The 24584-nt window shown below is 67.0% G+C and carries 12 protein-coding genes; 8 read left to right on the top strand and 4 right to left on the bottom strand.

Features of this window, described 5'->3' with window-relative positions:
• The first annotated feature begins 102 nt into the window (after nucleotides 1–102).
• From QRN25_RS15395 to QRN25_RS15380, 4 genes are read left to right on the top strand one after another with little or no spacing between them, the layout of a single operon-like run.
• A complete protein-coding gene (locus tag QRN25_RS15395; protein ID WP_271181369.1) occupies nucleotides 103–4758 on the top strand; it encodes a MupA/Atu3671 family FMN-dependent luciferase-like monooxygenase in 4656 nt (1551 codons plus the stop codon).
• A gap of 3 nt (nucleotides 4759–4761) precedes the next feature.
• Nucleotides 4762–11343 (top strand): type I polyketide synthase, encoded by a 6582-nt coding sequence (locus QRN25_RS15390; RefSeq protein WP_285020184.1) that lies wholly within the window; start codon nucleotides 4762–4764, stop codon nucleotides 11341–11343.
• Entirely contained in the window at nucleotides 11340–12362 is a 1023-nt protein-coding gene (locus QRN25_RS15385) for a glycosyltransferase family 2 protein (RefSeq protein WP_285020183.1), read from the top strand. Before QRN25_RS15390 ends, QRN25_RS15385 begins: the two co-directional genes overlap by 4 nt.
• A gap of 4 nt (nucleotides 12363–12366) precedes the next feature.
• Nucleotides 12367–13062, top strand: coding sequence for a 4'-phosphopantetheinyl transferase family protein (locus QRN25_RS15380; protein WP_285020182.1), 696 nt, complete (start codon nucleotides 12367–12369; stop codon nucleotides 13060–13062).
• 39 nt (nucleotides 13063–13101) lie between these two features.
• Here the strand turns inward: QRN25_RS15380 and QRN25_RS15375 are convergent, their stop codons facing one another.
• Together QRN25_RS15375 and QRN25_RS15370 are read right to left on the bottom strand one after the other, a co-directional pair.
• A complete protein-coding gene (locus QRN25_RS15375; protein ID WP_008830144.1) occupies nucleotides 13102–13335 on the bottom strand; it encodes a response regulator transcription factor in 234 nt (77 codons plus the stop codon).
• Nucleotides 13336–13552: 217 nt separating this feature from the next.
• On the bottom strand, nucleotides 13553–14386 hold the full coding sequence (locus QRN25_RS15370; RefSeq protein ID WP_271181365.1) for a response regulator transcription factor: 834 nt from the start codon (nucleotides 14384–14386) through the stop codon (nucleotides 13553–13555).
• Between the two features lie 429 nt (nucleotides 14387–14815).
• Here QRN25_RS15370 and rfbC point away from each other — a divergent pair, with 429 nt between their 5' ends.
• Together rfbC and rfbA are read left to right on the top strand one after the other, a co-directional pair.
• The gene (gene rfbC, locus QRN25_RS15365) at nucleotides 14816–15394 is read left to right on the top strand and encodes a dTDP-4-dehydrorhamnose 3,5-epimerase (RefSeq protein WP_271181364.1); all 579 of its coding nucleotides are present in this window, start codon (nucleotides 14816–14818) and stop codon (nucleotides 15392–15394) included.
• A 91-nt stretch (nucleotides 15395–15485) separates the two neighbouring features.
• Nucleotides 15486–16421 carry a glucose-1-phosphate thymidylyltransferase RfbA gene (rfbA, locus tag QRN25_RS15360; protein WP_271181363.1) on the top strand — a complete coding sequence of 312 codons (936 nt, stop codon included), beginning with the start codon at nucleotides 15486–15488 and terminating at the stop codon, nucleotides 16419–16421.
• Nucleotides 16422–16552: 131 nt separating this feature from the next.
• Here rfbA and QRN25_RS15355 read toward each other — a convergent pair whose 3' ends face one another.
• On the bottom strand, nucleotides 16553–17818 hold the full coding sequence (locus QRN25_RS15355; protein ID WP_285020181.1) for a family 43 glycosylhydrolase: 1266 nt from the start codon (nucleotides 17816–17818) through the stop codon (nucleotides 16553–16555).
• Between the two features lie 177 nt (nucleotides 17819–17995).
• Entirely contained in the window at nucleotides 17996–20851 is a 2856-nt protein-coding gene (locus QRN25_RS15350; RefSeq protein ID WP_285020180.1) for a TonB-dependent receptor, read from the bottom strand.
• 445 nt (nucleotides 20852–21296) lie between these two features.
• Here QRN25_RS15350 and QRN25_RS15345 point away from each other — a divergent pair, with 445 nt between their 5' ends.
• A complete protein-coding gene (locus QRN25_RS15345) occupies nucleotides 21297–22643 on the top strand; it encodes an MFS transporter (protein ID WP_285020179.1) in 1347 nt (448 codons plus the stop codon).
• On the top strand, nucleotides 22640–24481 hold the full coding sequence (locus QRN25_RS15340) for a DUF8034 domain-containing protein (RefSeq protein WP_285020178.1): 1842 nt from the start codon (nucleotides 22640–22642) through the stop codon (nucleotides 24479–24481). The genes QRN25_RS15345 and QRN25_RS15340 overlap by 4 nt, the downstream gene beginning before the upstream one ends.
• Nucleotides 24482–24584 lie beyond the last annotated feature (103 nt).

Raw genomic sequence — 24584 nt, 5'->3', positions numbered from 1 at the left:
CATGGTGAAAACAGGGGCGGGGTTTGGGACATAGTTTTCCAAATTCAGTCTCAATACAGTCGATGTCGACTTGGGGTAATTCATTCAGGCGTGGGGCATCGCATGACGTCTTTCCGGGACTTCGCCGGCAATGGGCAATCTCCTGATTGCCCGGTTGCAAGCAGCATTCTCGTCGGCAACGAAACGCTGCTCGCGGAGTGTGGCAGGCTGCTGATCGATCGTGGGCACCGGATCGCCGCCGTGGTGGCGGCGCCGGTTTCGCCGGCCGCCGATTGGGCTCGGCGCCTCGGCATTGCGCTGTTCGAGAAGCCGCGCGACCTTCTGGCCGCTGCCGTAGAAAGCGTCGACTACGTCTTCAGCATCTCCAACCTCAGCGTTCTGCCGGCGGAGGTACTGGCGCTCGCATCGCGGGCGGCGATCAATTTCCATGACGGCCCGCTGCCCGAACTGGCCGGCCTCAATACGCCCGTCTGGGCGCTGCTGGATGGAGCGGCGCGGCATGGCGTGACCTGGCACCTGATGACAGGCGCAGTGGACGAAGGTGCGATCCTCGCTGCGGAGCGCTTCGAAATCGCCGAAGAGGAAACCGCGCTTTCGCTCAACACCCGCTGCTTCGAGGCGGGCTTGCATTGCTTCGAGGGGCTCGTCGCAGATCTCGACGGCGCGGTCGCAGCGGCGGTTCTGCAGGACCGTGCACCCGATCGCATGGTCGGCCGCGCCGACCGCCCGAAGGCCGCCGCCACGATCGACTGGAGCCGCCCGGCTGCCGAGATCGCCCGTCTGGTCCGTGCGCTCGACTTCGGAACTTACGCCAACCCGGTCGGAGTCCCGAAGGCATTGCTCGGCGATCGGCTGTTGCTCGTGCAGCAGATCACGCCGCTGTCCAGCGTATCGGGCCGCGAGCCGGGCACGATCCTGGTGTCCGGCCCCACGCCGGTTGTCGCCACAGGCGATCTTGATGTGCGGCTCGACCGTCTCGCCATGCTCTCCGGCGAAGCGCTGGGCGGGGCGCAAGTGAGCGAACTGCTGATCGGTGCGGCGGGCTTCACGGTGCTCGACGATGCCCGGCGCGATCAGCTCGATTGCCTCGATGCGGCCGCCGGGCGCTATGAGGCGTGGTGGCGTCGTCGCTTGCAGCAGCGCGAGAGCTTGCAGTTGCCGCAGTTTACTCCGCGTGTTGGCGACGGTCCTGCGCAGCCCTTCATGCTGGACCGGGCAATGCCGCAGGGTCTCGATGCCGGCGGCGCTCTGGCCGCGCTGGTCGCGTGGCTGGCCCGCGCTGCCGACCGGGCGAGCGTCGAGATCGGATATTCCGACTGTGTCAGCCGTGCGCGGCTGGACGACGTGGCGGGCTGGTTCGCGCCGGAGATGCCGCTGAAGGTCGCGGTCGATTTCGATGCTCCGCTGGCCGTGCTGCGCGACGCGCTGGACCGTGAAGTCGCCGGGATGCACCGCCGCGTGGCCATCTGCGCCGATCTCGTCGCCCGCAGCCCCGAACTGCGCGGTCGCGCGGGGGGCGACCATCCCGTCAGCGTGCAGGTGGTGAAGCGGCTCGACGAGGTGCGCGCAAGCGACGCGGTGCTCGACGTGGCCGTTTGCACCTCGGAAGGCAGGCTGCGCTGGACCTGCGACGCCACCCGCCTTTCCCGCGCCGATGCGGAGGACCTCGTGCGCGGTTTCGAGGCGATGTACCTGGACCTTGCGGACGCACCGGTCGGCCGCCTGTCGCTGCTCGAACCCGAGGAACATGGGCGGATCGTCGGTGCCTGGAACGCCACCGAAGGTCCCGTTCCTGCCGGTCCGGCCTGGCACCACCACTTCGTGGAGCAGGCCGTGCGCACGCCCGACAAGCTGGCAGTGACGGCGCTCGGCATCTCACTGACTTACGCGCAGCTCGATGCGCTCTCTAACCGCGTCGCGCATGACCTTGCGGCGCGGGGCGTGGGGCCGGAAGTGCTCGTCGGCCTCCACCTGTCGCGCTCTGTCGAGATGCTCGCCTGCCTCATCGGCGTGCACAAGGCGGGGGGCGCCTACGTGCCGCTCGACCCGTCCTATCCGCGGGATCGCATCGCCCACATGGTGGCGGATTCCGGCCTTGGCCTGGTTCTGAGCGAAACTGTGCTGGCGGGCGATCTGCCGCAGACCGAGGCGCCGATCCTCCTTATCGATACCATGCGCGAGGTCTTCGCCGCGTGCCCGTCGGACCCCTTCGACGGCGGCGCGGAAGGCGCGAATCTCGCCTACATGATCTACACCTCGGGTTCGACCGGGCTGCCCAAAGGTGTCATGGTCGAGCACCGTAACCTGTTGAATTTCTATGCAGGAATGGACCGCAAGATCGAGCCGGACGGGACGTGGCTGGCCGTCACCAGCCTCAGTTTCGACATCTCCACGCTGGAGCTGATGTGGCCGTTGATGCACGGCTATCACATCGTCATCGCCAGCGAGCGCGAAGTGCGCGGCGATGTGCCGGAAGTGGCTGTCGCCGATGCGCGGCCGGTCGGTTTCAGCCTGTTCTACTTCGCCAGTTCCAGCGCGGGCAGCGCGGCCGAGCAGTACAACCTCCTTCTGGAAGGCGCCCGCTTCGCCGATGCCGAGGGCTTCGAGGCGATCTGGACGCCGGAGCGACATTTCCATGACTTTGGAGGGCCTTACCCGAATCCCGCCGTCGCCGCGGCGGCCATCGCGGCGATCACGTCGCGGGTGCAGATCCGTGCCGGGAGCGTGGTGGGGACTTTGCACCATCCGCTGCGTATCGCCGAGGAGTGGGCGCTGGTTGATAACCTGTCGGGCGGGCGTGTAGGGATTGCTTTCGCCTCCGGCTGGCAACCGGACGATTTCGTCCTGAATCCAGGGGCTTATGCCGATCGTGCGGGCGTTCTCAAGCGGTGTGTCGAGGATGTCCGGGGCCTGTGGCGGGGCGAGGCGCGGGCCTATCCGGGGCCGTTGGGGCATGACGTTTCGGTGCGCACGTACCCGCGCCCGGTCCAGCCGGAGCTGCCGGTCTGGATAACTTCCGCTGGAAATTCAGAGACTTTCCGCGAGGCAGGGCGCGTCGGCGCCAATGTGCTGACGCACCTTTTGGGGCAGTCGATCGAGGAGGTGGCGACCAAGATCGCCGCCTATCGTAGCGCCTGGCACGAGGCCGGGCATTCGGGAGAAGGGCGCATCACCTTGATGTTGCACACTTTTCTTGGAGAAAGCGAAGATGCGGTGCGTGCGGCCGTCAAGCCTGCGCTCATCGAGTACCTGCGCACCTCGACCAATCTGCTCAAGCAGTACGCCTGGTCGTTCCCGGCTTTCAAGACGCCGCAAGGTGCTGAAAGACTGGAACTTTCCGACATTTCCGAGGAAGAGACCGACGCCCTGCTCGACCATGCCTTCGAGCGCTACTTCGAGACCAGCGGCTTGTTCGGCACGCCTGAGGACAACGTCGGACTGGTCCACCGCCTGTCGGCGATCGGCGTCGACGAGATCGGCTGCCTTGTCGATTTTGGCGTGGATTCCCAGACGGTTATTGAACATTTGCCGCAAATCGCGCAGTTGCGCACACTGGCACTCAACGGCACTCAACAGGACCATAACGCCGCAGAACGCCCGCTTCACGACCTGATGGCGCGCCACGGGGTGACGCACCTGCAGTGTACGCCGTCCCTGCTTCAGGTGCTCGCGAGCGACCCGGCTGCCCGCCCGCGCCTGCAGGCGCTCCAGCACCTCATGGTCGGCGGCGAGGCGTTCCCGCCGCAGCTGGCGACCGACATGACCGGCCTCGTTTCCGGCACCGTCATGAACATGTACGGGCCGACCGAGACGACCGTGTGGTCCGCCGTCCACGCGCTCGATGAAGGGGGGGCGCCGCCGCTCGGCAGGCCGCTGCTCAACCAGCAGATCTACATCCTCGACCGGCGGCTGCAGCCGGTGCGGCAGGGCACGCCGGGCGAGCTGGTCATCGGCGGCGCCGGGGTCGTGCGCGGCTACCACGACCGGCCCGAGCTGACCGCCGAACGCTTCGTCGCCGACCCGTTCAATCCGGGCGCGCGCGTCTACCGGACCGGCGACCTCGCCCGCCAGCGCGAGGACGGGACGCTCGAATTCCTCGGCCGCCTCGACCATCAGGTGAAGATCCGCGGCTACCGCATCGAACTGGGCGAGATCGAGGCCGCGCTCACCGCGTACCCGGACGTCACCGAGGCCGTCGTCGTCGCCCGCAAGGAAGGCGTCGCCACCCGCCTCGTCGCCTACCTCGCCCCGCGCACCGATGCCCCGGCGGTCGAGGACTTGCGCGCGCATCTGCGGGAGCGGCTGCCCGACTTCATGGTCCCCGGCAACTTCGTCCTGCTCGAAGCCCTGCCGCGCACGCCCAACGGCAAGATCGACCGCAATGCCCTGCCCGAGCCGGTCAGCGTGGTCGTCGACAACATGGATGACAGCGCCGCCCCGGCGACCGGCGTGGAGGCCCAGATCCAGGCGATCTGGTGCGACGTGCTCAAGCTGCCGCAAGTGCGCCTGACGGAGAACTTCTTCGACATCGGCGGCCACTCGCTGCTCGCCATCCAGGTCCACCGCCGCTTGTCCGCCGAACTGACGCAGCCGGTCGCGCTGACCGACATCTTCCGCTTCCCGACCATCGCCGCGCTCGGCGCGCACTTGTCGGGCGGGCAGGACGATGCCGCCGCGCTCGCCGGTCAGAACCGCGCCGAAATGCGCAACCAGGCACGTAATCGTCGCGCTACCGCCCGCATCGGCGTGAGGGTCTAGACCATGCACCAGCCCATCGAAGAACCGTTCGACCCCTCGCTCGACACCTCCAGCGCGGTCGCCATCGTCGGCATGGCGTGCCGCTTCGCCGGGGCGCGCGGCCCGGAGGAATTCTGGTCGCTGCTGAGCGAAGGCCGCGACGGGATCGAGACCTATTCCGAAGAGGAACTGCTCGCCGCCGGAGTCTCGCCCGCCCTGTTGCGCAACCCCGACTACGTGCGCCGCGGCGCGCCGCTCGCCGACATGGAGTGCTTCGACGCCGCGCTGTTCGGCCTGTCGAAGCGCGATGCTGCAGTCATGGACCCGCAGCATCGCCACTTCCTCGAATGCTCGTGGGAGGCGCTGGAGGACGCAGGCCATACGCCGCAGGGCTTTGCCGAGGGAACAGGCGGGGTGATCGGCGTCTTCGCGGGATCGGGCCACAACGCCTACATGCCCTACAACCTGCTTACCAACGGCAAGCTGGTGAACGAGGTCGGCCTGTTCCTGCTGCGCCATACCAGCAACGACAAGGACTTCCTGACGACGCGGGTGTCGTACCTGTTCGACCTCAAGGGGCCGAGCATCAACGTCCAGACCGCGTGCTCGACCTCGCTCGTCTCGATCCACATGGCGGCGCAGAGCCTGCTGTCGGGCGAGTGCGACATGGCGCTCGCGGGCGGAACCTCGATCGAACTGCCGCACCGCCGGGGCTACCTCTACGAGCAGGGCGAGATCCTTTCCCCCGACGGCCTGTGCCGTCCCTTCGACGCGGACTCCAAGGGCACCGTGTTCGGCAGCGGCGTCGCCGTGGTGGCGCTGCGCCGACTGGAGGATGCCATGGCCGCCGGCGACCACATCCATGCGGTGATCCGGGGCTCGGCGATCAACAACGACGGCGCGGGCAAGGTCGGCTACCTCGCCCCCAGCGTGGACGGGCAGGCGGCGGTGATCGCCGAGGCCCTCGCGGTGTCCGGCATCGCGCCTTCGGCCATCGACTATGTCGAGGCGCACGGCACCGGCACGCCGATCGGCGACCCGATCGAAGTGGCGGCGCTGCGGCAGGTCTTCGCCCAGTCTGGTGCAAGGCCAGAGCCCTGCGCGCTGGGTTCGGTGAAGGCCAACATCGGCCACACCGACACCGCCGCAGGCGCGGCGGGCGTCATCAAGGTGGCGCTGGCGATGCGCCACGCCGAGCTTCCCCCTGTTCCGCATTTCGGGGCCGCAAATCCCGAATGCGCGCTGGATACTGGCCTTTTCCGCGTACAGGCCACCAGCGCGCCCTGGCTCCGGCGCGACGATCGCCCCCGTCGCGCCGGGGTCAGCTCACTCGGCGTGGGAGGCACCAATGCCCACATCGTCATGGAGGAAGCGCCGCCGCGCGCGCCCAGCGGGCCGAGCCGCCGTCGCCAGCTGCTGATGACCTCGGGCGCCACGCAAGGTGCGGCGGATGCCAATGCTGCGGCGCTGTCCGCGTATTTTGGGGCGCAGCATTCTGCGGCAACCCCCTCCGTCATTGCGAGCGAAGCGAAGCAATCCAGGGCCGTTGACGCCGCCTCTGGATTGCCGCGCCCCTTCGGGGCTCGCAATGACGAAGCAGGGGAGGAGGGCTGTGTCCTCGCCGATGCGGCCTTCACCCTCAACACCGGCCGTCGCGCGCTGGCATGGCGCCGGTTCGCCGTAGGGCAGGACGGGGCTGAAGCCGCCGCTGCGCTCGAAACCGCAAGTCGCCAGTCGTCCGCGAAGCAGGTTTGCGTGCCCGGCCGCCCGGTCGCCTTCCAGTTCTGCGGCGGCGGGCTGCAGCATGTCGACATGGCGCTGGGTCTCTATCAGACCGAGGCCACGTTCCGCGCCGACGTGGACAAGGGCCTCGCCGTGCTTGCGCGCATCGGCGTGCCGGACCTCAAGCGCTGGCTGTTCCCGGTCGAGGCCGACCGCGACGCCGCGGCCGCCGAGCTGGAACGTCCCTCCAACGCGCTGCCCGCGCTGTTCATCGTCCAGACCGCGCTCGCCCGTTTCTGGATGGCGCTGGGGATCGCGCCGGCCGCGATGATCGGCCACAGCTGCGGCGAGTATGCTGCGGCGCATGTTGCGGGCGTGGTGGACCTCGAAGCGGGCCTGCGCATCGTCCACGCGCGCGGCCGCCTGTTCGAGACGACCGCGAAAGGCGGCATGATAAGCGTGCCGCTTTCCGAGGCGGAACTTGCGCCGATGCTGCCGCCCGGGGTTTCGATCGCGACGATCAACGCCCCGTCCCTGTGCGTCGTATCGGGCGCGGCGGACGCGGTGGCGGCCTTCCTCGACGACTTGCGCGCGCGTGAGATCGAGGCGCAGCCGATCCCCATCGAGGTCGCCGCGCATTCGGCGATGCTCGACCCGATCCTGCCCGAATTCCGCGCCCTGCTGAAGACGATCACGCTGCGCGCGCCGCAAATCCCCTTCGCCTCGAACTTGACCGGGCGCTGGGTGAGCGCGGCGGAGGCGACCGATCCCGAATACTGGGTGCGGCACTTGCGTGAGCCGGTGCGCTATACCGACGGCCTCGAATGCCTGCTGGGCGAGGCGGATCAGGTGCTTCTGGAAGTCGGCCCCGGCCGCGCCATGACCAGCCTCGCCCGCCAGCATCCGGCGCGCAAGGCCAGCCAGCCGGTGGTCGCCTCGATGCGCCATGCGGGCGAGGAGGTTGCCGACGACCAGCGGTTGCTCGAAGCGCTCGGCGAACTCTGGGCGCTGGGCGTCGAGATAGACTGGACCGCTTGGTGGGGCGAGGAGCGGCGCCTGCGCGTGCCGCTGCCGACTTATCGCTTCGAGCGCGAACGGCACTGGATCGAGCCGGGTGTGAGCCTGCACACGGCGGCCTCCGGGGGCGATGCCGATACCCGCCTCGCGCTGGGCGACTGGGGCTACGAGCCGGTGTGGAGCCGCGAGGATCCGGTGGCGGGAGAAGCCGTGGGCGGGGCTGCAGGCGGTCCGGCTCTGGTGCTCTGCGATGACGACGGGTTCGGCGCCAGCCTTGCCGCGCGGCTGCGCAGGGCGGGGGTGGAGACCGTAACCGTCCACGCGGCGACGCGCTTTTCCGCCAGTGCTGCAGGCGCCTTCGCGCTGCGGCCCGACATGCGCGAGGACTGGGCGCGGCTGTTCGTCCGGCTGGGCCGAGACGGGCGGATGCCGCGTCAGGTCTATCATTGCTGGCTGGCGGGCGGGGTAGCTGCGCGCAAGCGCAGGGATGCGGCGATCCTCGACCGGGGGCTGCATGCGCTGATCGCGATGGTGCCAGAACTCGCCGCTCAGGTGGACGAGGGGCCGGTGGTCGTTGCGCTCGTCACCGACAAGGCGCAGCGCGTGGCGGGCGATGCGGACCTCATGCCGCTCAAGGCCACGGCGATCGGCGCCGCGCGCACCGTCTCGGCCGAGTATCCGGGACTCGAGGTGCGCGCGATCGACATCGATCTTGCCGCCGTGAACGCCGCCGATCTTGCCGACGCGGTGATCGCCGAGGTTTCCGGCCCCCGTGCTTCCGGCGACGTCGCTTTGCGCGCGGGCGAGCGCTGGACGCTCGCCTACCGCAACGCGCGCGAGCCGCTGGCCGAGGGACAGCCGACATGGCTGCGCGAGGGCGGTGTCTATCTCGTCACCGGCGGGCTGGGCGGGCTGGGCCTGTCCATCGCCGACCACCTTGCGCGCGGATACAAGGCGCGCCTCGCTCTCGTCGGGCGCAGCGCCTTGCCGCCGCGCGGGGAGTGGGCGCAGCGCCTCGCAAGCGGCGACCTGCCGCTGGGCGTCGAGGACAAAGTGCGCAAGCTGCTCGCGCTCGAAGCGGCGGGGGCGGACGTGGAGCTGATCGTCGCCGACGTCGCCGATGCGAAGGCGTTGGCGAAGGGCGTGCGCAAGGCGGTCTCCCGCTTCGGCCCGATCGACGGGGTGTTCCATGCCGCCGGTGCGCTCGACGACGGGCTGATCGAGACCCGTAGCCGCAAGGCGGTGGACGCCGTGCTGCGACCCAAGATCGCGGGCACCCTTGCACTGGAGGAGGCGCTCAAGGGCCAGGCGCCGGGCTTCCTGCTGCTGTTTTCCTCGGTCAGCGCCTTCGCAGGGCTGCCGGGGCAGGTGGACTACGCCGCCGCCAACGCCTTCCTCGACGCCTATGCGCAATCGCGGCGCAGCGATCCGCGCACGCGGGTGCAGTCGGTCGGCTGGAGCCAGTGGGCCGAAGTCGGCATGGCCGCCGCGCTCGGCGGGCGCGAGGGCGGAGCGCCTGAAGGAGGGATGGGCGCGCTGCCCGACGACCTCGGGGCAGGGAAGGCGATCGAGCATCCCTTCCTCGAACGGCTCTGCACCATTTCCGACGATGAGTTTGTGGTCACCGGCATCCTAACCCCCGTGCGGCATTGGGTGCTCGACGAGCACCGAGTCGTTGATGCCGGTGCGCTGTTGCCTGGGACATCTTTCCTGGAGATGTCTCGGGCAGCAGTTGCGCTGGTCCACCAGGGCGCGCTGGAACTGTCCGACTTCACCTTCCTCAAGCCCTTCGCGGTGCCGGATGGAGAGGCGCGCGCGCTGCGGGTCCATGTCCGTCGGCGGGGCGCGAGCGGGTGGAAGGTCACCATCCTCGGCCGCCCCGAACAGGGCGGCGAATGGACCGAGCACGCACACGGCGTGGTGCGCCCGCACACGCTGACGCCGCTGCGCTCCACGCTTGACCTCGGCGCCATCGCCGAGCGCTGCAGCCCCGCGATCTGCGGCGGCGCCGACCAGCCGATGATGAACTTCGGCCCCCGCTGGGATACGCTCGTGCAGGCGCTTGCGTCCCCTCACGGCGAGGCGCTGCTCCAGCTGGAACTCCCCGCGCCCTACGCCGCCGAGGCCGTGGCGATGGGCCTGCACCCGGCGCTACTCGACTTCGCGACGGCGGGCGCACAGACGCTGATTCCCGGGCGCGACCGGAGCCGTGATTTCTACGCGCCGTTCACCTATCGCCGCTTCCTGCTCCACGCCCCGCTGCCCGCGCTCGCGTGGAGCCACATCCGGCTGGTCTCCTCCGATGGCCAGACGGCGGTATTCAACGTGACGATCACCGACGCCGACGGCCTCGTCGTCGCCGAAGTGCGCGAATTCACGATGATGCACATGGGCGACGCGGCGCTGCTCGCCCGCGCCTCCGCGACGCCGCCGCGCGCCGCGAAGGCCGCCACCGGCGAGATCGCGGCAAGCTCCGAGGGCATCCTGCCCGAAGAGGGCACCGAAGTGATCGCGCGCCTGCTCTCGGGCCGGTGCCGCCCGCATACGGTGATCTCGCCCTACGACCTCGCGCCGGTGCTCGCGCGCCTGCGCAGCCCGCCGCGCGCCAGCCGCCGCGAGGCGGCGAGCGGCGATCCGGCGGACCTGCCCGCGACCCCGGCCGAACAGGTCATCGCCGACTTGTGGTGCGACCTGCTGGGCATGGAGGCGGTCGGGCGGCACGACAACTTCTTCGACCTCGGCGGCCATTCGCTGCTGGCGGTGCAGTTCACCAACCGGCTGCGCAAGAAGACCGGCCGCACCCTGCCGCTCGCGGCGATGCTCGGCCAGCCGACCGTCGCGGGGCTTGCCGCCGTGATCGACCCGGACAGCCGCGCGCCCGATATGCCCGCCGCCGCCGAGGCGGATGCACCGGGTCTTGGCTTGGCTCAGGGCATCGTCACCATCCGCAAGGGCGGCCCGGCCACGCCACTGTTCCTGATCCACGACGGGCTCGGCGAGACGCTGCTCTATCGCGGCCTGGCGCTGCGACTGGATGGCGCGCGGCCGGTGCTGGGGATCGAGCCGCTGCGCAAGGCGGACGGCAACTATGCCCACACCCGCATCGACGAGATGGCGACGTACTACATCGGCAAGGTGCGCAGCGTTCAGCCGCAAGGCCCGTACCTCCTCGCCGGGCTCTGCGCCGGGGGCGTGATCGCCTTCGAGATGGCGCAGCAGCTTCAGGGGATGGGCGAGCAGGTGGCCTTCGTCGGCGTGATCGACGCCGCCGACGTCGAGGCGCGCAAGCACCGCTTCGGCGAGAGCCGCGCCCGCCTTGGCCGCGTGCTGGGCGTGCTGAAGTCCGGCAATCCGCTGCAGATCTTGCCCGACCTCGGCCGCCGCGCCTGGAACCTCGCGCGCTGGGAGGTCGAATCGCGGATGCGACGGGCCGAGGACCGCCGCACCGTCGATGCCCTGCGCACCGCCGATGCGGGCGCCAGGATGGAGGAGGCGGGCTCCCCCGCGATCCCGTTCCTCAGGCTCTACGAAGCGGCGCACAAGGAGCACCGCCCGATCGGCATCCTGCAATCGACCAGCGTGGCGCTGTTCAAGGCCAGCGACGATACCGACCTTGCCGACGATACCCCCTACCGCGCGGTCTATCGCGACTATGCGCTCGGCTGGGGCAAGCGGGTGCGCGAGGACATCGTGATCCTCGACATTCCCGGCGGCCACATGTCGAACCTGCAGGAGCCGCACGTCGCCACGTTGGCGCCGCTGTTCCAGAACGCCCTCGACGATGCCGTGTCCGAGCATGGTCCGTGGAGCCGCCCGGCGACGGCGCACGGAGAACCGATCGACTTCTTCGAGGAGGCCGCAGAATGAGCGGAGGCATGACAGAGGCCATGAGCGGGGGGATCAGCGGGCGCAATTTCCGCAGGGAGCCGGATTTCCCGATCGACGTGGTCATCGTCAATTACCGGACCGGGCCGCTGGTGGTCGAGTGCCTGTCCAGCCTCGATGCCGAGCGCCGCTCGGGCGCGCGGCTGCGGGCGATCGTGGTCGACAACGATTCGCGCGACGGTTCGGCCGAACTGCTGCAGGCGACGATCGCGCGCGAGGGCTGGGACTGGACGACGCTGGTGCGCTCGCCGACCAACGGCGGGTTCGGCACCGGCTGCAACATCGGCATCGAGCATGCCCTACGTGACAGCGAGGCGCGGGGTGTCTGGCTGCTCAATCCCGATACGCGGGTGATGCCCGGTGCCGTCAATGCGCTGGCGAGCTTCATGGCGGCGACGCCGCGCGCCGGGATCGTCGGCACCGCATTGCTGCTGGGCGACGGGTCGCCATGGCCTTACGCCTTCCGCTTTCCCACCGTGCTCGGCGAACTGGAGCGCGCCTTGCGCTGGGGGCCCGCCACACGCCTGCTGGCCGGGCACATGACCGCGCGGCGGATGGACGGGCGCGCGCAGCAGATGGACTGGGTCTCCGGCGCCAGCATGGCCGTGCGTCGCGAGGCCTTGCAGCAGGGGCTGCGGTTCGACGAGGACTACTTCCTCTATTATGAGGAGACCGACTTCTGCCGCGAAGCCAAGGCACGCGGGTGGCAGTGCTGGTATGCGCCCCGGCCGACCGTGCTGCACGTCGCGGGCCAAAGCACCGGACTTACCGCCGCGGATGCTCATGCGCGGCGGGTGCCGCAATACTGGTTCGCCTCGCGGAGGCGCTACTTTCGCAAGAACCACGGCTGGGCTTATGCGCTGGCGGCCGATCTTGCCTGGGTGGCGGGGCACTGTCTCCACCTCGTCAAGCAGCAGCTGCGCCGCAAGCCGCGCGAAGACCCGCCGCGGCTGCTGAGCGATTTCGTCTGGTTCGGGATGCTCGCACCCGAACGGCGTTGAGGCGATGAAGGCCATGGGAGAGGACTTCATCGCCACGCTGGCCCGCCACGGGATTATCGGCGAGCGGATCGCGGCGCCGTTCGTGCTCTGGCTGGTGCGCCCTGACACGGGCGACCAGGCCGCAGTGTCGGCGCTCCTGAGCGATGCGGAGGCAGAGCGGGCGGGGCGGTTCAGGATCGACGCTCTCGCGCGGCGTTACCGGGCGGCGCATGGCGCGCTGCGGCTGCTGGTCGAGGCGGAGTTCGGAATCGCGGCGGCGCGGCAGCGCTACGGAGCCAATGAATTCGGCAAGCCGCATCTGCTCGATGAGCCGGATGTGCAGTGCAATGTGAGTTACAGCGGCGATTTCGCGATGGTCGCCCTGGCGCGGGGCGTGGAGATCGGCATCGACCTTGAGCGGGTGCGCCCTGTCGATGACGCGGCCGGACTGGCTGCGATGTACTATACCGATCGCGAATTAATGCAGCTGAATGAAGGGCCGGGTGCGTTTTCCGACCATGAATTCCTGACGGTCTGGGTCAGGAAGGAAGCGTGTTCGAAGGCACTCGGGAGGGGTCTTTCGATTGCCCCGTCATCGTTCGAGTGCGGAGTGGGCTGCGGCCCGAGGAACGTGCTTGTCGATGGAGAAGTGGTGGAAAGCGATGTTGTCGACCCGAAGGGCGGTGTGCTGATGTCTTGGGCCGTACGAGGCCAGTGTTAGTTCCCTGGTACTAACCGACATTCTTGCTTTTCTCTGCTCTTAGTTAGCCTGCGACTGAAGAAGGCCTTCGCGGATGACGTAGGCGATCATGTGCGCGCGGTTGCGCGTGCGGGTCTTGAGGCGCACGTTTTCCACGTGGCGCTCGACGGTGCAGGGTGCGATGTTGAGTTCGATCGCGGTTTCTTTCGCCGAACGTCCCATGGCGACAAACTGCAGTACGTCGAGTTCGCGCGAAGTGAGCTGGACGTTCTCGGTTCCTTCAATTCTGTACATTTAAACCCCCGTTGATTCAAATGGAGTCAGTTAACCCCATAAACCCAATGTCGCATCGCTCTTCCGGAGAGTCACGCAATATTTTGGGGGAATATACCTACTTCATCATCCTCTTGAGGCACTAATCAGTACTACAATGGGACTCTGAAAATTCAGGATAGGTACGTCATCTGGAACGCGATCGCCTAACAAATGCAGTTAGATGACTCTAAATCACCTATTGCAACAACGTGTTCCTGCTCTTGGGTGCAAGAGTCGTTTCAGGCAGGCGGGGACCGGAAAAATGCCTAATGCTTGAATCGGAAGAGATCGAACCAAGATCGAACCGACTCGCTAGCGGCGGATGGCTCGTCTGGGGAACCTCGACGTTTCCCTCCACGGCCTCCTGTCCGACGAGGCTGGATGGACGGTTAATTAATTCGCGAGCCATCACCGCGGCCTGGGTGCGGTTTTCGACGCCAAGTTTGCGCAGGATGGCCTTAACTGCGGCTTTTACTGCGGTCTCGTTGATCCCCATCTCGCGTGAGATCGCCTTGTTCGGCTGGCCGAGCGCCAGATGTTCCAGCACCCGGACTTCCCTGTCGCGGAATCCGAACGCCTCGATCGCCGGGGCGGGGGCGGCATGGCGGGTGGCTGCAGGCAGGCTGACGAGGAAGTCGATCACTTCCGGGGGCGCCACTTTCTGCCCGTTCGAGACCATCTGCAGGATCGCGACCAGCGAAAGATAAGGCACGTTGTCGGGAAAATAGGCATAGGCTCCCGCCGCATAGAGCGCGACCATCTCGTCGAAGTCGAAAGCACCGGTGAGGACGATGATCCGCATGTCCGGATCATCGCGCTGCATGGTCTCGATGGTGTGGGTACAGTTGTCCTGCAGCAATTCGCGCTCGACGACGATGATCTGCTGAATGTCTTCAGCATGGCCCCCAAGGGTCAGTTCTTCGAGCGCGGATACCGATTCCGCCACCTCGAAAGACGCATCGGTGAAGATGCGTCGAAGGCCTTCGCGGATGATCGAGTTCGTGATCGCAATGGAAATGGATGCCGGCATGTCGGTTCGTATGCCCCTCTTCGCATTTTCGCCCCCATGCGTGGCGGGCACCATGGATGATGATTAATAGTTTGACAATGCCGTAAAAATCAGTGCTCAGAAGAGTAAGGATTGTTGCTGATATGTTGCAACATAGGCTCAAGTCACATGGTCATTATTAATGATCGGCGGTGTTTCTGAGAAGTTATCATCCCGGTCTTCATTTCATCGTATCGTCGAAAGGTCGCCAGATGTGCGTTCGACTCTTTTGGGATACGTAAAATTCATAGGGCCCAAGTCGGAATAGGATACTCGGGCCGGTCATCGCCGAATAGCAGGTTCCCGGCAAAACTGGCTTCCTGTCTCTAGCGGGGCCTGCCGGTCGTGCGTTCATGCGAATACGCGAATGAAGACATTTCTCGCCCGGCAGGAGGAGCGGGAGCCTCGATAATGATCGTCAAGTCGTATGAAATAGCCGGCCCCTGCGCCTTCGTGCCCAGTCGGATTGCAGACATGCGCGGCTGGTGCGCCGAGACTTTCCGACATGACCTGTTCGCAAGGTACTGCGGGGAGGCGATCTTCGTGCAGGACAACGAATCCCGCAGCTTGGCCGTCGGCACCGTGCGGGGCCTGCACTATCAGCGCCCGCCGCATGCGCAGGGCAAGCTGGTGCGCTGCACTGCCGGGGCGATTCTCGACGTGGCGGTCGACATCCGTGCAGGCTCGCCCACCTATGGGCACTGGATCGCGGAGACGCTGACGCCTGACAACGGCACGCAGCTCTGGATACCGCCCGGCTTCGCGCATGGCTTCTGCACATTGCTTCCCGACACCGTGGTCGCCTGCAAGGTCACGGACTATCACTGCGCCGAGTGCGACCTTGGCATGCGCTGGAACGATCCGGTGCTGGCGATCGCCTGGCCCGAGCTTGTCAATCCGGCGAGCCTCTCGCCCAAGGACCGCGCGCAGCCGCTGGTCTGCGAGCGGCCTGCCCATTTCATCTTCGAGGAGCTTGCCGAATGCGCCTGATCGGTTCGCCTGTCCGCAGCTGCGGGGAGAATGCCCACGACCGGGCCATCGCCCGGCACCAATCCGTGAACCAGTCTTCGGGAGTCCGCGCATGAAGGGTATCATTCTTGCTGGAGGCAGCGGTACCCGGCTTTATCCGATGACGCTATCGACTTCCAAGCAGCTGATGCCGGTCTACGACAAGCCGATGATCTATTATCCGCTCAGTACCCTGATGCTTGCGGGCATCCGGCAGATCCTGATCATCTCCACCCCGCGCGACCTTCCTTCCTTCCGCGAGCTGCTGGGTGACGGATCGCAATGGGGGCTCGAACTGGAGTACGCGGCCCAGCCGCGCCCGGACGGGCTGGCGCAGGCTTACGTGATCGGTGCGGATTTCGTGGGCTCTCAGCCATCGGCGCTGATCCTGGGCGACAACATCTTCCACGGCCACGGCCTGCCCGACCTGCTCGCCCGCGCGGGGGAGCGCAAGCGCGGGGCGAGCGTCTTCGCCTATCACGTGCAGGACCCCGAGCGTTACGGCGTGGTCGAGTTCGACAGTCGGGCGCGCGCCATCTCGATCGAGGAGAAGCCGAGCCTGCCGCGTTCCAACTGGGCGGTGACCGGGCTCTACTTCTACGACGCGCAAGTGGTGGAGATCGCCGCCAACCTCGCTCCTTCGCCGCGCGGCGAACTGGAGATCACCGACGTCAACCGCGCCTATCTGGAGCGCGGGCAACTGTCGGTGGAGATGATGGGGCGCGGCTATGCCTGGCTCGATACCGGGACGCCCGACAGCCTGATGGACGCAGCTGAATTCGTGCGCATCCTCGAGAAGCGGCAGAGCACCAAGATCGCCAGCCCCGAGGAAGTCGCCTATCGCCGGGGCTTCATCAGCGAGGCGGGGCTGGAACGCGCTATTTCGCGGCTCGGCAAGTCGGAATACGCGCGTTATCTGCGGCACGTTCTGGAGCAGGGAGGGATCACGCCCGACACGGCGCTGCCGGGGGGGCGGCTGGAAATGGACCCGCATCCCTCGGTGCAGTAAAATCCAGCCGCACCCGTTCGTCATTGCGAGCGCAGCGAAGCAATCCAGGGCGGTTTACGCGGCCCTGGATTGCTTCGCTGCGCTCGCAATGACGAAGTGTGGTGGGTTAGCGAAGGGGTCGGAGCCGAGCCTCAGGCGCGCGGCGTGAAGTCCGGCACCAGATGGCCCTTCTCGTCCATCCGCGCCGGTACGATGCCCGGCTTCTCGCGGAACGGCGCTTCGTCGTCGTTGCCGAAGATGGTGCACCACCAGCGGCCTTCCTTGTCCTTGAAGATGTTGCCGCCACCGCCGCAGGGCACGCTCTCGTAGCGATCGCGGTACGGGCCGAACGGCGTGTCCGAGGTCGCCAGCGCGAAGGAATAGCGGTTGGGGTGGAAGCGATCGACGGCGCCGAGGTAGTATTTGCCGTCATGCTTGAACATCGTCGCGCCCTCGAAGCCGATGTCCTTGAAGCCGCGGTGGACGCACTTTTTATTGTGGTGCAGCGGGTCGGGATCGGGCGTTTCCAGCGTGATCGGGGTCCATTCGCCGTCGTAGCCGGAGAGGTCGGGCTTCAGGCGCACCATTTCGAAGGCGCCGCCGTAGGTCAGGTAGACCGCGCCGTCGTCGTCGCCGAACAGGGTGGCGTCGATGCCGTTGCGCAGCGGCTTGTCGGGCGAGAAGGCGTGGACGTAAGGGCCGGTCGCCTTGCCGGTGGTGCTGCGCAGCACCGCGATGCCGGAGCGGCTGACCGAATGGCAGATGTAGTAGTTGCCGTTGATGTAGTGGATCTCCGGCGCCCAGATCGCGCGGAAGTAGTCGCCCTTGCGCACGGTCCACTGCTTTTCCCAGCCGCCGTCCTTCTCGATGCTCCAGACGAGGCCGAGGTAGTCCCACTGTTCAAGGTCGGCCGAGCGCCAGAGTTCGACGCCGTCGTTGGCCTTCCAGATGTCGTCGCCGGTGGAGCCGGTCATGTAGTAGAAACCGTCACCGCCGAGGCATACGATGGTGTCGCGCAAGTGGACGTGGATCAGCGGCTTCACCGGCGGGATCAGGCCCTGCGTGACGACGCGGCCGGAGTCGGAATCGTTCCACGGCAGCGCGTTCTTCGGCGGCGCGCCGGGGCCTTTGAAGCGCACGCCCTTGCGGTCCACCGCCGCCTCGCTGGTGACCCAGCCGCCGCGCTCGGTTTCGGGAGTGACCGGAAGGCCGGGACCGCTGCGCGTGGCGACGTCGTAGTAGCCCGCAGGCGGTGGGGCGATCGGACGGCCGTTGTCGTCCTCGACCGGGAAGGGCGGGCGCTTCGGCGGCTCGGCGGCAAGGCCGGGCGAGGGGCGCGTGCCCAGCAGTGCGAGGCTGCCGGCAACCACCGCGCGGCGGCTCAGTTCGAAGCCCTTGGTCACGTCATTTCTCTCCATCGGTTCGTTCCCCCAACGGTTCGTCATTGCGAGCGTAGCGAAGCAATCCAGGGCAGTTGAACGTCGCCCTGGATTGCTTCGCTACGCTCGCAATGACGAAGGGGTTTTTGGTCATTGTCCGATGTCCCGAACGAAAAAATCCCGGCCCTCGCGCAATGCGGGGGCCGGGACAGGTCGTCAGTACTTGAAGCGGACGCCGAAGTAGAACTGGCGGCCGAAGCTGTGGTTGAGGACGACGCGGTCGGCATCGCCGATGTACATGTCCTTGACCTCGTTCGTCAGGTTGTTGCCCTCGATGGTGAGGGTGATCTTGTCGGTCAGGTTGACGCCGATCGAGGCATCGACGTTGATCGCGCTGTTGACGCCTTCCTGCGTGCTCTGTTCCCGCGCGCCGCCGCCGAACGCTTCGACGTAGCCCGAACGGTAGGACACCGAGCCGCGCAGGGAGAGCAGCTTGTCCTCGTAGAACAGGGTGCCGTTGGCGGTGTGCTTCGACAGGTTGGTCAGCGGGCCGACCACGGTGCCGATGCCGCCGGGGCCGGGGTACTTGAGGTCCGCCTTGACGTAGGTGTAGTTCGCCAGGACGCCGAGGTTGCTGAGGAAGCCCGGCAGGAAGTCCAGCTGGTGCTGGTAGTTCAGCTCGAAGCCGCGCAGCTTGCCGCCGTCGCCGTTGATCGTGCGGCGCACGGTGACGGGCACGTTGGCGGGCAGGCCCTGATCGGTCGCGAGGTTGAGCGGGAAGCCCAGCTGGTCGAACGGCACCAGCGTCGAGATCTGCGTGCCCGAGAGCGAGCCGATGTCCTTCTGGAACAGGCTGACGCCCAGCAGCGAGCCCGGTGCGAAGTACCACTCGGCCGAGAAGTCGAGGTTGAAGGCTTCGGTGGGGTTCAGGTACGGGTTGCCCTGGTTGAACACCTGGTTCGCCTGCTGCAGCGTCAGGCTGCCGCCCGGCGACAGCGAGCCGAGGCCCGGACGGGTGATCACTTGCGCGGCGCCGAAGCGCAGCAGGAAGTCGGGGGTGATCTCGGCGACGAGGTTCATCGAAGGCAGCCAGTTCTCGTAGCTGCGCTTGACGGTGATCGGGGTGGCGACGCCGCTGGCGAGGCCGTAGCCGAACGAGGTCTGGCCGGTGCGGACATAGCGCACGCCCGCATCGCCGCGGAACATGATGCCGCCGATCTCGCGCTCGAAATCGATCTGGAACCACGCCGCCTTGTCGACTTCCTTGATCGAGCCGGTGTTGCTGGCCGCCGTCGCGTTGGGGTTGGTGCCCGCCACGTCACGTCCGTTGACGCGGAAGTCCACCTGCTGCCCGTTGATGGTGGTCACGCAGTTGCAGTAGATGTCGAGCGTATCGACGAAGCCCTGCAGGTCGGGGATCACGTAGCCCGAATAGTTCGGGTCGCCGGTCTTGCCGTTCAGCGGCTTGGTCAGCGCGGCGATCTGCGCCGGGGTGAGCGTGCCCGAGGAGGTTTCGGCGACGAAGCGGCGGCTCTCGAAAGTCTCGTAGCGGAAGCGGCGGTATTCGCCGCCGAACGACAGCTTGAAGCCGTCGGCCACGTCCCACTCCGCGCCCAGCTTGGTCGAGAGATAGTCGTTGGTGACCTCGTTCCTGCGGATGCGCACGTCCGAGGTGCCGTTGGTGAACGACCAGCTGGCCGGGTCGCTGGGATCGAAGCCCCAGTTGATGGTCGGCGCACGGCTGTTGTCGCGGTAGTCCCACGAGAAGCCGTCCGAGTTGGCGCGGTCGAGGACCACGGTGGTCTGCTCGGGGCTGTCGAACTTGGACTTGGAGTAGCCCGCGTAGCCGTTGAGGCGGAAGGTATCGCTCAGCTCCTGCTTCACCACGGTGTTGTACTGATAGAAGGTGGTGCTGAAGCGGTCGTGGCGCGATTCGATGCGCATGTCGACGTCGTCGAATACGCCGTAGACCAGCGAGTTGTTGGCATCGACCACGCCGTCGCGGATGATCGTCTGCGACTTGCCCGAGCCGCCCGAGCGGCTGAACGAGAGTGCCTCGATGTAGTTTTCCCAGCGCTGTGTCTTGGACTTCGCATAGAGCCCCTCGACGACGATTTCGGTGCGATCCGAGGGCTTCCACTGGACGGCGCCGGTGAGACCCAAGCGCTTGATGTCGTTCTTCCAGGTGTCGTAGCGGGGAATGCGCGGGTGATAGATCAGGTCGCCCCAGTTCGAACCGTCGGCGGCGGGGGCCTGGTTGATCTGGGCGGCGGTGTAGCCGGGCAGGGTGGAGGCCGCGTTGAAGCCGCCGTTCACGCCCGCCGGGCTCCAGCGCACGGTCGAGTGGCCTTCCTCCTCGATGGTGCGGGTGGAATAAGCGGCCGAGGCGAGGACGCCGAAGGTGCCCGAATCGTTCTGCCAGCTGACGAGGCCCGCAAGGCGCGGGTCCCATGCCTTCGACAGGTCGTTGTAGCCTGCGCGGGCGGACCCGGCGACGACGAAGTTGTCCTTGAAGTCCAGCGGGCGGGCGGCCTGCAGGTCCACCGTGGCGCCGAGCGAGCCTTCCTCGACCGAGGCCGAGGCGGTCTTGCGCACGGTCAGCGAGTTGAACAGTTCCGAGGCGAAGATGTTGAAGTCGAAACCGCGGCCGCGGTTGACGCCGCCGCCTGCATCCGAACCGCCGGTGGTCGCCACCGCTTCCATGCCGTTGATGCGCACGCGGGTATATTCGGGGCCGAGGCCGCGCACCGAGATCGCGCGCCCTTCACCGCCTTCGCGGCTGATCGCGACGCCGGGAATGCGCTGGAGCGATTCCGCCAGGTTGTTGTCGGGGAACTTGGCGACGTCCTCGGCCTTGATCACGTCTACCGCTGCGGTGGACTGGCGCTTTTCGGCCTGCGCGGTCTGCACCGAGTTGCGGAAGCCGGTGACGATGATGTCGGCGGGCGTCGCGCCATCGATCTCGGAAGTCTGCGCGTCCTGCGCATAGACCGGCGAGATGCAGGCGACGGCCAGAACGGTCGCGGACGCACCGCGCACCAGGCGACGACGAAGAATTGCGGAACTGCGCACCCTGATTTCCTCCCCATTTGTAGACCGGCGACGCGGGACTTTCCCGTCCTCGCCTTGACCGGCCCAGCCTCCCTTTTATGGTCGAGCTTGATACCGGTGTCAGAGACTACGAACAACACGCAGATTGATACGCCCGGCGCTTCATTGCTTCGTGCGCGAAAAGGGGCTTGATCGATGCAGTCGGTGCATCGGTTCGGGGAGAAAGCGGGATTGTCGAATGCCGAACCTCCGTCCCGTCATTGCGAGCGTAGCGAAGCAATCCAGGGCAATTCCACCCCGCCCTGGATTGCTTCGCTACGCTCGCAATGACGAAGTGACGGCGCCGATGCACAGCGCACATCGATCAAGCTGCACAGCGGCATGGATGGAGTGGACGCCGCGCGCGTAAGTCTGAAGGCACGGAAAAAGCCGCAAACCAGTGCGGCGGATGTGGGGCGATGGAGAGATGGATTTGTCAGGTTCGATAGAAGCGGCCACCCCGACGGGTACGCGCCCGACGAAGGTGCGTTTTCTCATCATCGCGCTGATCTTCGTCATCACCTCGCTGAACTATGCGGACCGTTCTACCTTCTCGATCGCGGGGGCTTCGGCCTCGGCGGAGCTGGGGCTGGATGCGGTGCAGACCGGGTTCATCCTCTCCGCCTTCGCCTGGGCCTATTCGCTGGCGCAGATCCCCGGCGGCGCGCTGCTCGACCGGTTCGGGACGCGGCCGATCTATATCGCCGCGATCGGGACATGGTCGTTCTTTACCGTGCTGCAGGGCTTCGCGGGCTTCATCCTCGGCGCGACGGTGGTGACGCAGCTGTTCCTGCTGCGCTTCCTCGTAGGCTTGTGCGAGGCGCCCTCGTTCCCCGGCAATGCGCGCATCGTCGCCGCATGGTTCCCGGCGCGCGAGCGCGGGACGGCCTCGGCGATCTTCAATTCGGCGCAGTATTTCTCGCTGGTCGCCTTCGCGCCGCTGATGGGCTGGGTGGTCCATGAATTCGGCTGGCGCGCGGTGTTCTTCGTGATGGGCGCGCTGGGCCTGATGGCGATGTGCGCCTTCGCCGCCTTCATCCGCGAGCCGACCCGCCACAAGTGGGCCAACGCCGCCGAAGTCGAACTGATCCGCGAAGGCGGCGGCCTTGTCGAACCGGAAGGCCGCAAGGACAAGAGCGCCGAACCGACCTTCACCTGGAGCAACGTGCGCCAGCTGCTGACCAGCCGCATGATGATCGGCGTCTACCTCGGCCAGTACTGCATCAACGTGCTGACCTATTTCTTCGTGACGTGGTTCCCGATCTATCTGGTCAAGGATCGCGGCTTCAACATCATGGAGGCCGGCTTCGTCGCCGCGTTGCCCGCGCTGTGCGGCTTCGTCGGTGGCGTGGCGGGCGGCGTGATGTCGGACATGCTATTGGCGCGCACCGGCTCGATCACGCTGGCGCGCAAGGCGCCGCTGCTGGCGGGGATGCTGCTCGCCAGCCTCATCATGGTCGCCGCCAAAGTGGAGAGCCAGGTCGGCGTGGTGCTGCTGATGTCGGTCGCGTTCTTCGGCAAGGGCGTCGCCTCGCTCGGCTGGGCGGTGATGTCCGACGTGGCGCCGCGCAAGCTGGCGGGTCTGGCGGGCGGCGTGTTCAACACCTTCGGCAATGCCGCCGGGATCGTCACGCCCATCGTCGTGGGCATCCTCGTCGCGCAGGCGGGATCGTTCGACACCGCGCTCGTCTTCGTCGGCGCGCATTGCCTCTTGACCATCGTTGCCTATTTCGTCGTCGTGCAGAAGCTCGAGCGACTGGAGCTTGCCGCATGAATCTCGACCGTCGTACCGTACTGCTGGCCACCGGCGCGTTGATGCTGGTTCCGGCCATAGCCCGCGCCGGATCGGCCGAGATCGCCATCGACACGCCGATGGCCGCGCCGCGCTGGGCGGTGCTCCAGCGCCACCTCATCGCCATGCAGGGCGACGCCGCCCGCGCCTTCCACGACCGCTACTTCAACGCGAAGCACGAGATCGAGGCGTTCCTGCGCTGGGGCGCCAACGACGGCCCCGACGACGCCATCGAGGCGATCAACGACTGGCCCTACCTCTACCTTATCGGCGGCGAGGCGGGCCTGCTCGACCTCGCACAAAAGGTGCAGGAAGCCCACTTCGCGCAATACTCCCGCGCCCGCACCAAAGACGTGCTGATGGGCCGGAACGGCATGTACGTGCGCGAATTCCCGCCGCAGATGGACTGGCAACACATCAGCGAGGGCCTGACGACCTTCAACCAGCTCGGCCTGTGCAACCCGGACGACCGCAAGCTGATCGAGCGCGCCCGCCGCTTCGCCGATTTCTACACCGGCCGCGATCCCATCGCGCGCAACTACGATCCGAAGCTGAGGCTCATCCGTTCGATGTTCAACGGCAGCATCGGCCCGCTGATGCGCCCGGCGACGATGCTCGACTGGGCGGGCGACCCCTTCGACACCGCGCCGTTCGAGATGGTCCACGGCGAATCGAGCTACAAGGACACGCTGGAGCACTACCGCGAATATACCGAGACGGTTGGCGACAACCCGCTGAACCTGCATTCGACCGCGCTGGGCTTCAACGCCTGGATGCTGACCGGCGAGGCGCGCTTCCGCGACTGGATGCTGGAGTATGTCGAGGCATGGGCGGCGCGGGCAAAGGCCAACCACGGCATCCTGCCCAGCAATATCGGGCCGGACGGCAAGGTCGGCGGCGGCGCGGGCGGTCACTGGTGGGGCGGCACCTACGGCTGGGGGTTCAGCCCGATCAACCCCGTCACCGGCAAGCGCGAGGACCGCAACCGCATCCCGCGCGCGATCATGGGCTTCATGAACGCCTACATGGCGACCGGCGACGACCGCTACCTGCAGGTCTGGCGCGACCAGAACGCGGCGATCAACGCACATGCGCGCAAGGTGGACGGGGTGCTCTCCGCGCCTACGATGCACGGCGCGCAGGGGTGGTACAGCTTCAAGCCCGGTCCCTACCGCTTCAACACCGGCGAGATCTGGTATCTCTCCCAACGCGAGGCCGATCGCGCGGCGATGGAGCCGACACCGTGGACGCAGTTCCTTGAGGGCAAGCAGGACGGCTGGGCCGAACAGGCGCTGCTCGACGACATGGAGCGCGTACGCACCCAGATGGTCCGCGTCCACGAGGACAGGACGACTGCTGCGACCCGCCTCGCCGACAACCCGATCGAGCGTAATCCGGTCTCGGTGACGGCGCTGCTGCACCAGACCATGGGCGCGATCCACGTCGCGCGGCCGCCATGGTCGAAGACCTCTCCCAACCAGGGCGGCACGCTGCTCTTCGCGCGGCTGCGGCACTTCGACGCCGACCGCAAGCGTCCGGGCCTGCCCGAAGACGTGGCGGCGCTGGTCGAGAAGATGGACGCGGGCACGACGACGCTCTCGCTGGTGAACCTCAACCCTGCGCTGGCGCGGCGGCTGGTGATCCGCGGCGGCGGCTATGGCGAGCACCGCATCGAGGCCGTGCGGATCGGCGACAGGCGCATGGCGGTTGGCGATCGCGACGTGGCGGTCAGGCTGGAGCCGGGCGCGGGCGCAAGGGTTGTGCTGGAGATGAGCCGGTTCAGTCAGCCGCCGACGCTGGCGTGGCCGCAGATGGGGTGAGCCGGTTCCGGCACCCATCGTTCGTCATTGCGAGCGCAGCGAAGCAATCCAGGGCAGCGTAGAACCGCCCTGGATTGCTTCGCTGCGCTCGCAATGACGATCG

It is taken from the genome of Novosphingobium sp. fls2-241-R2A-195, from assembly GCF_030209485.1.
In the GTDB taxonomy this organism is placed as follows: Bacteria; Pseudomonadota; Alphaproteobacteria; order Sphingomonadales; family Sphingomonadaceae; genus Novosphingobium; species Novosphingobium resinovorum.
This window is presented reverse-complemented; position numbering and strand designations above follow the sequence as displayed.

What these genes read in the sequence shown, in the direction of transcription:
- QRN25_RS15395 (WP_271181369.1), top strand. Translation starts at nt 103, where the DNA reads ATGACGTCTTTCCGGGACTTCGCCGGCAATGGGCAATCTCCTGATTGC.
- QRN25_RS15390 (WP_285020184.1), top strand. Translation starts at nt 4,762, where the DNA reads ATGCACCAGCCCATCGAAGAACCGTTCGACCCCTCGCTCGACACCTCC.
- QRN25_RS15385 (WP_285020183.1), top strand. Translation starts at nt 11,340, where the DNA reads ATGAGCGGAGGCATGACAGAGGCCATGAGCGGGGGGATCAGCGGGCGC.
- QRN25_RS15380 (WP_285020182.1), top strand. Translation starts at nt 12,367, where the DNA reads ATGAAGGCCATGGGAGAGGACTTCATCGCCACGCTGGCCCGCCACGGG.
- QRN25_RS15375 (WP_008830144.1), bottom strand. Translation starts at nt 13,335, where the DNA reads ATGTACAGAATTGAAGGAACCGAGAACGTCCAGCTCACTTCGCGCGAA.
- QRN25_RS15370 (WP_271181365.1), bottom strand. Translation starts at nt 14,386, where the DNA reads ATGCCGGCATCCATTTCCATTGCGATCACGAACTCGATCATCCGCGAA.
- rfbC (WP_271181364.1), top strand. Translation starts at nt 14,816, where the DNA reads ATGATCGTCAAGTCGTATGAAATAGCCGGCCCCTGCGCCTTCGTGCCC.
- rfbA (WP_271181363.1), top strand. Translation starts at nt 15,486, where the DNA reads ATGAAGGGTATCATTCTTGCTGGAGGCAGCGGTACCCGGCTTTATCCG.
- QRN25_RS15355 (WP_285020181.1), bottom strand. Translation starts at nt 17,818, where the DNA reads ATGGAGAGAAATGACGTGACCAAGGGCTTCGAACTGAGCCGCCGCGCG.
- QRN25_RS15345 (WP_285020179.1), top strand. Translation starts at nt 21,297, where the DNA reads ATGGATTTGTCAGGTTCGATAGAAGCGGCCACCCCGACGGGTACGCGC.
- QRN25_RS15340 (WP_285020178.1), top strand. Translation starts at nt 22,640, where the DNA reads ATGAATCTCGACCGTCGTACCGTACTGCTGGCCACCGGCGCGTTGATG.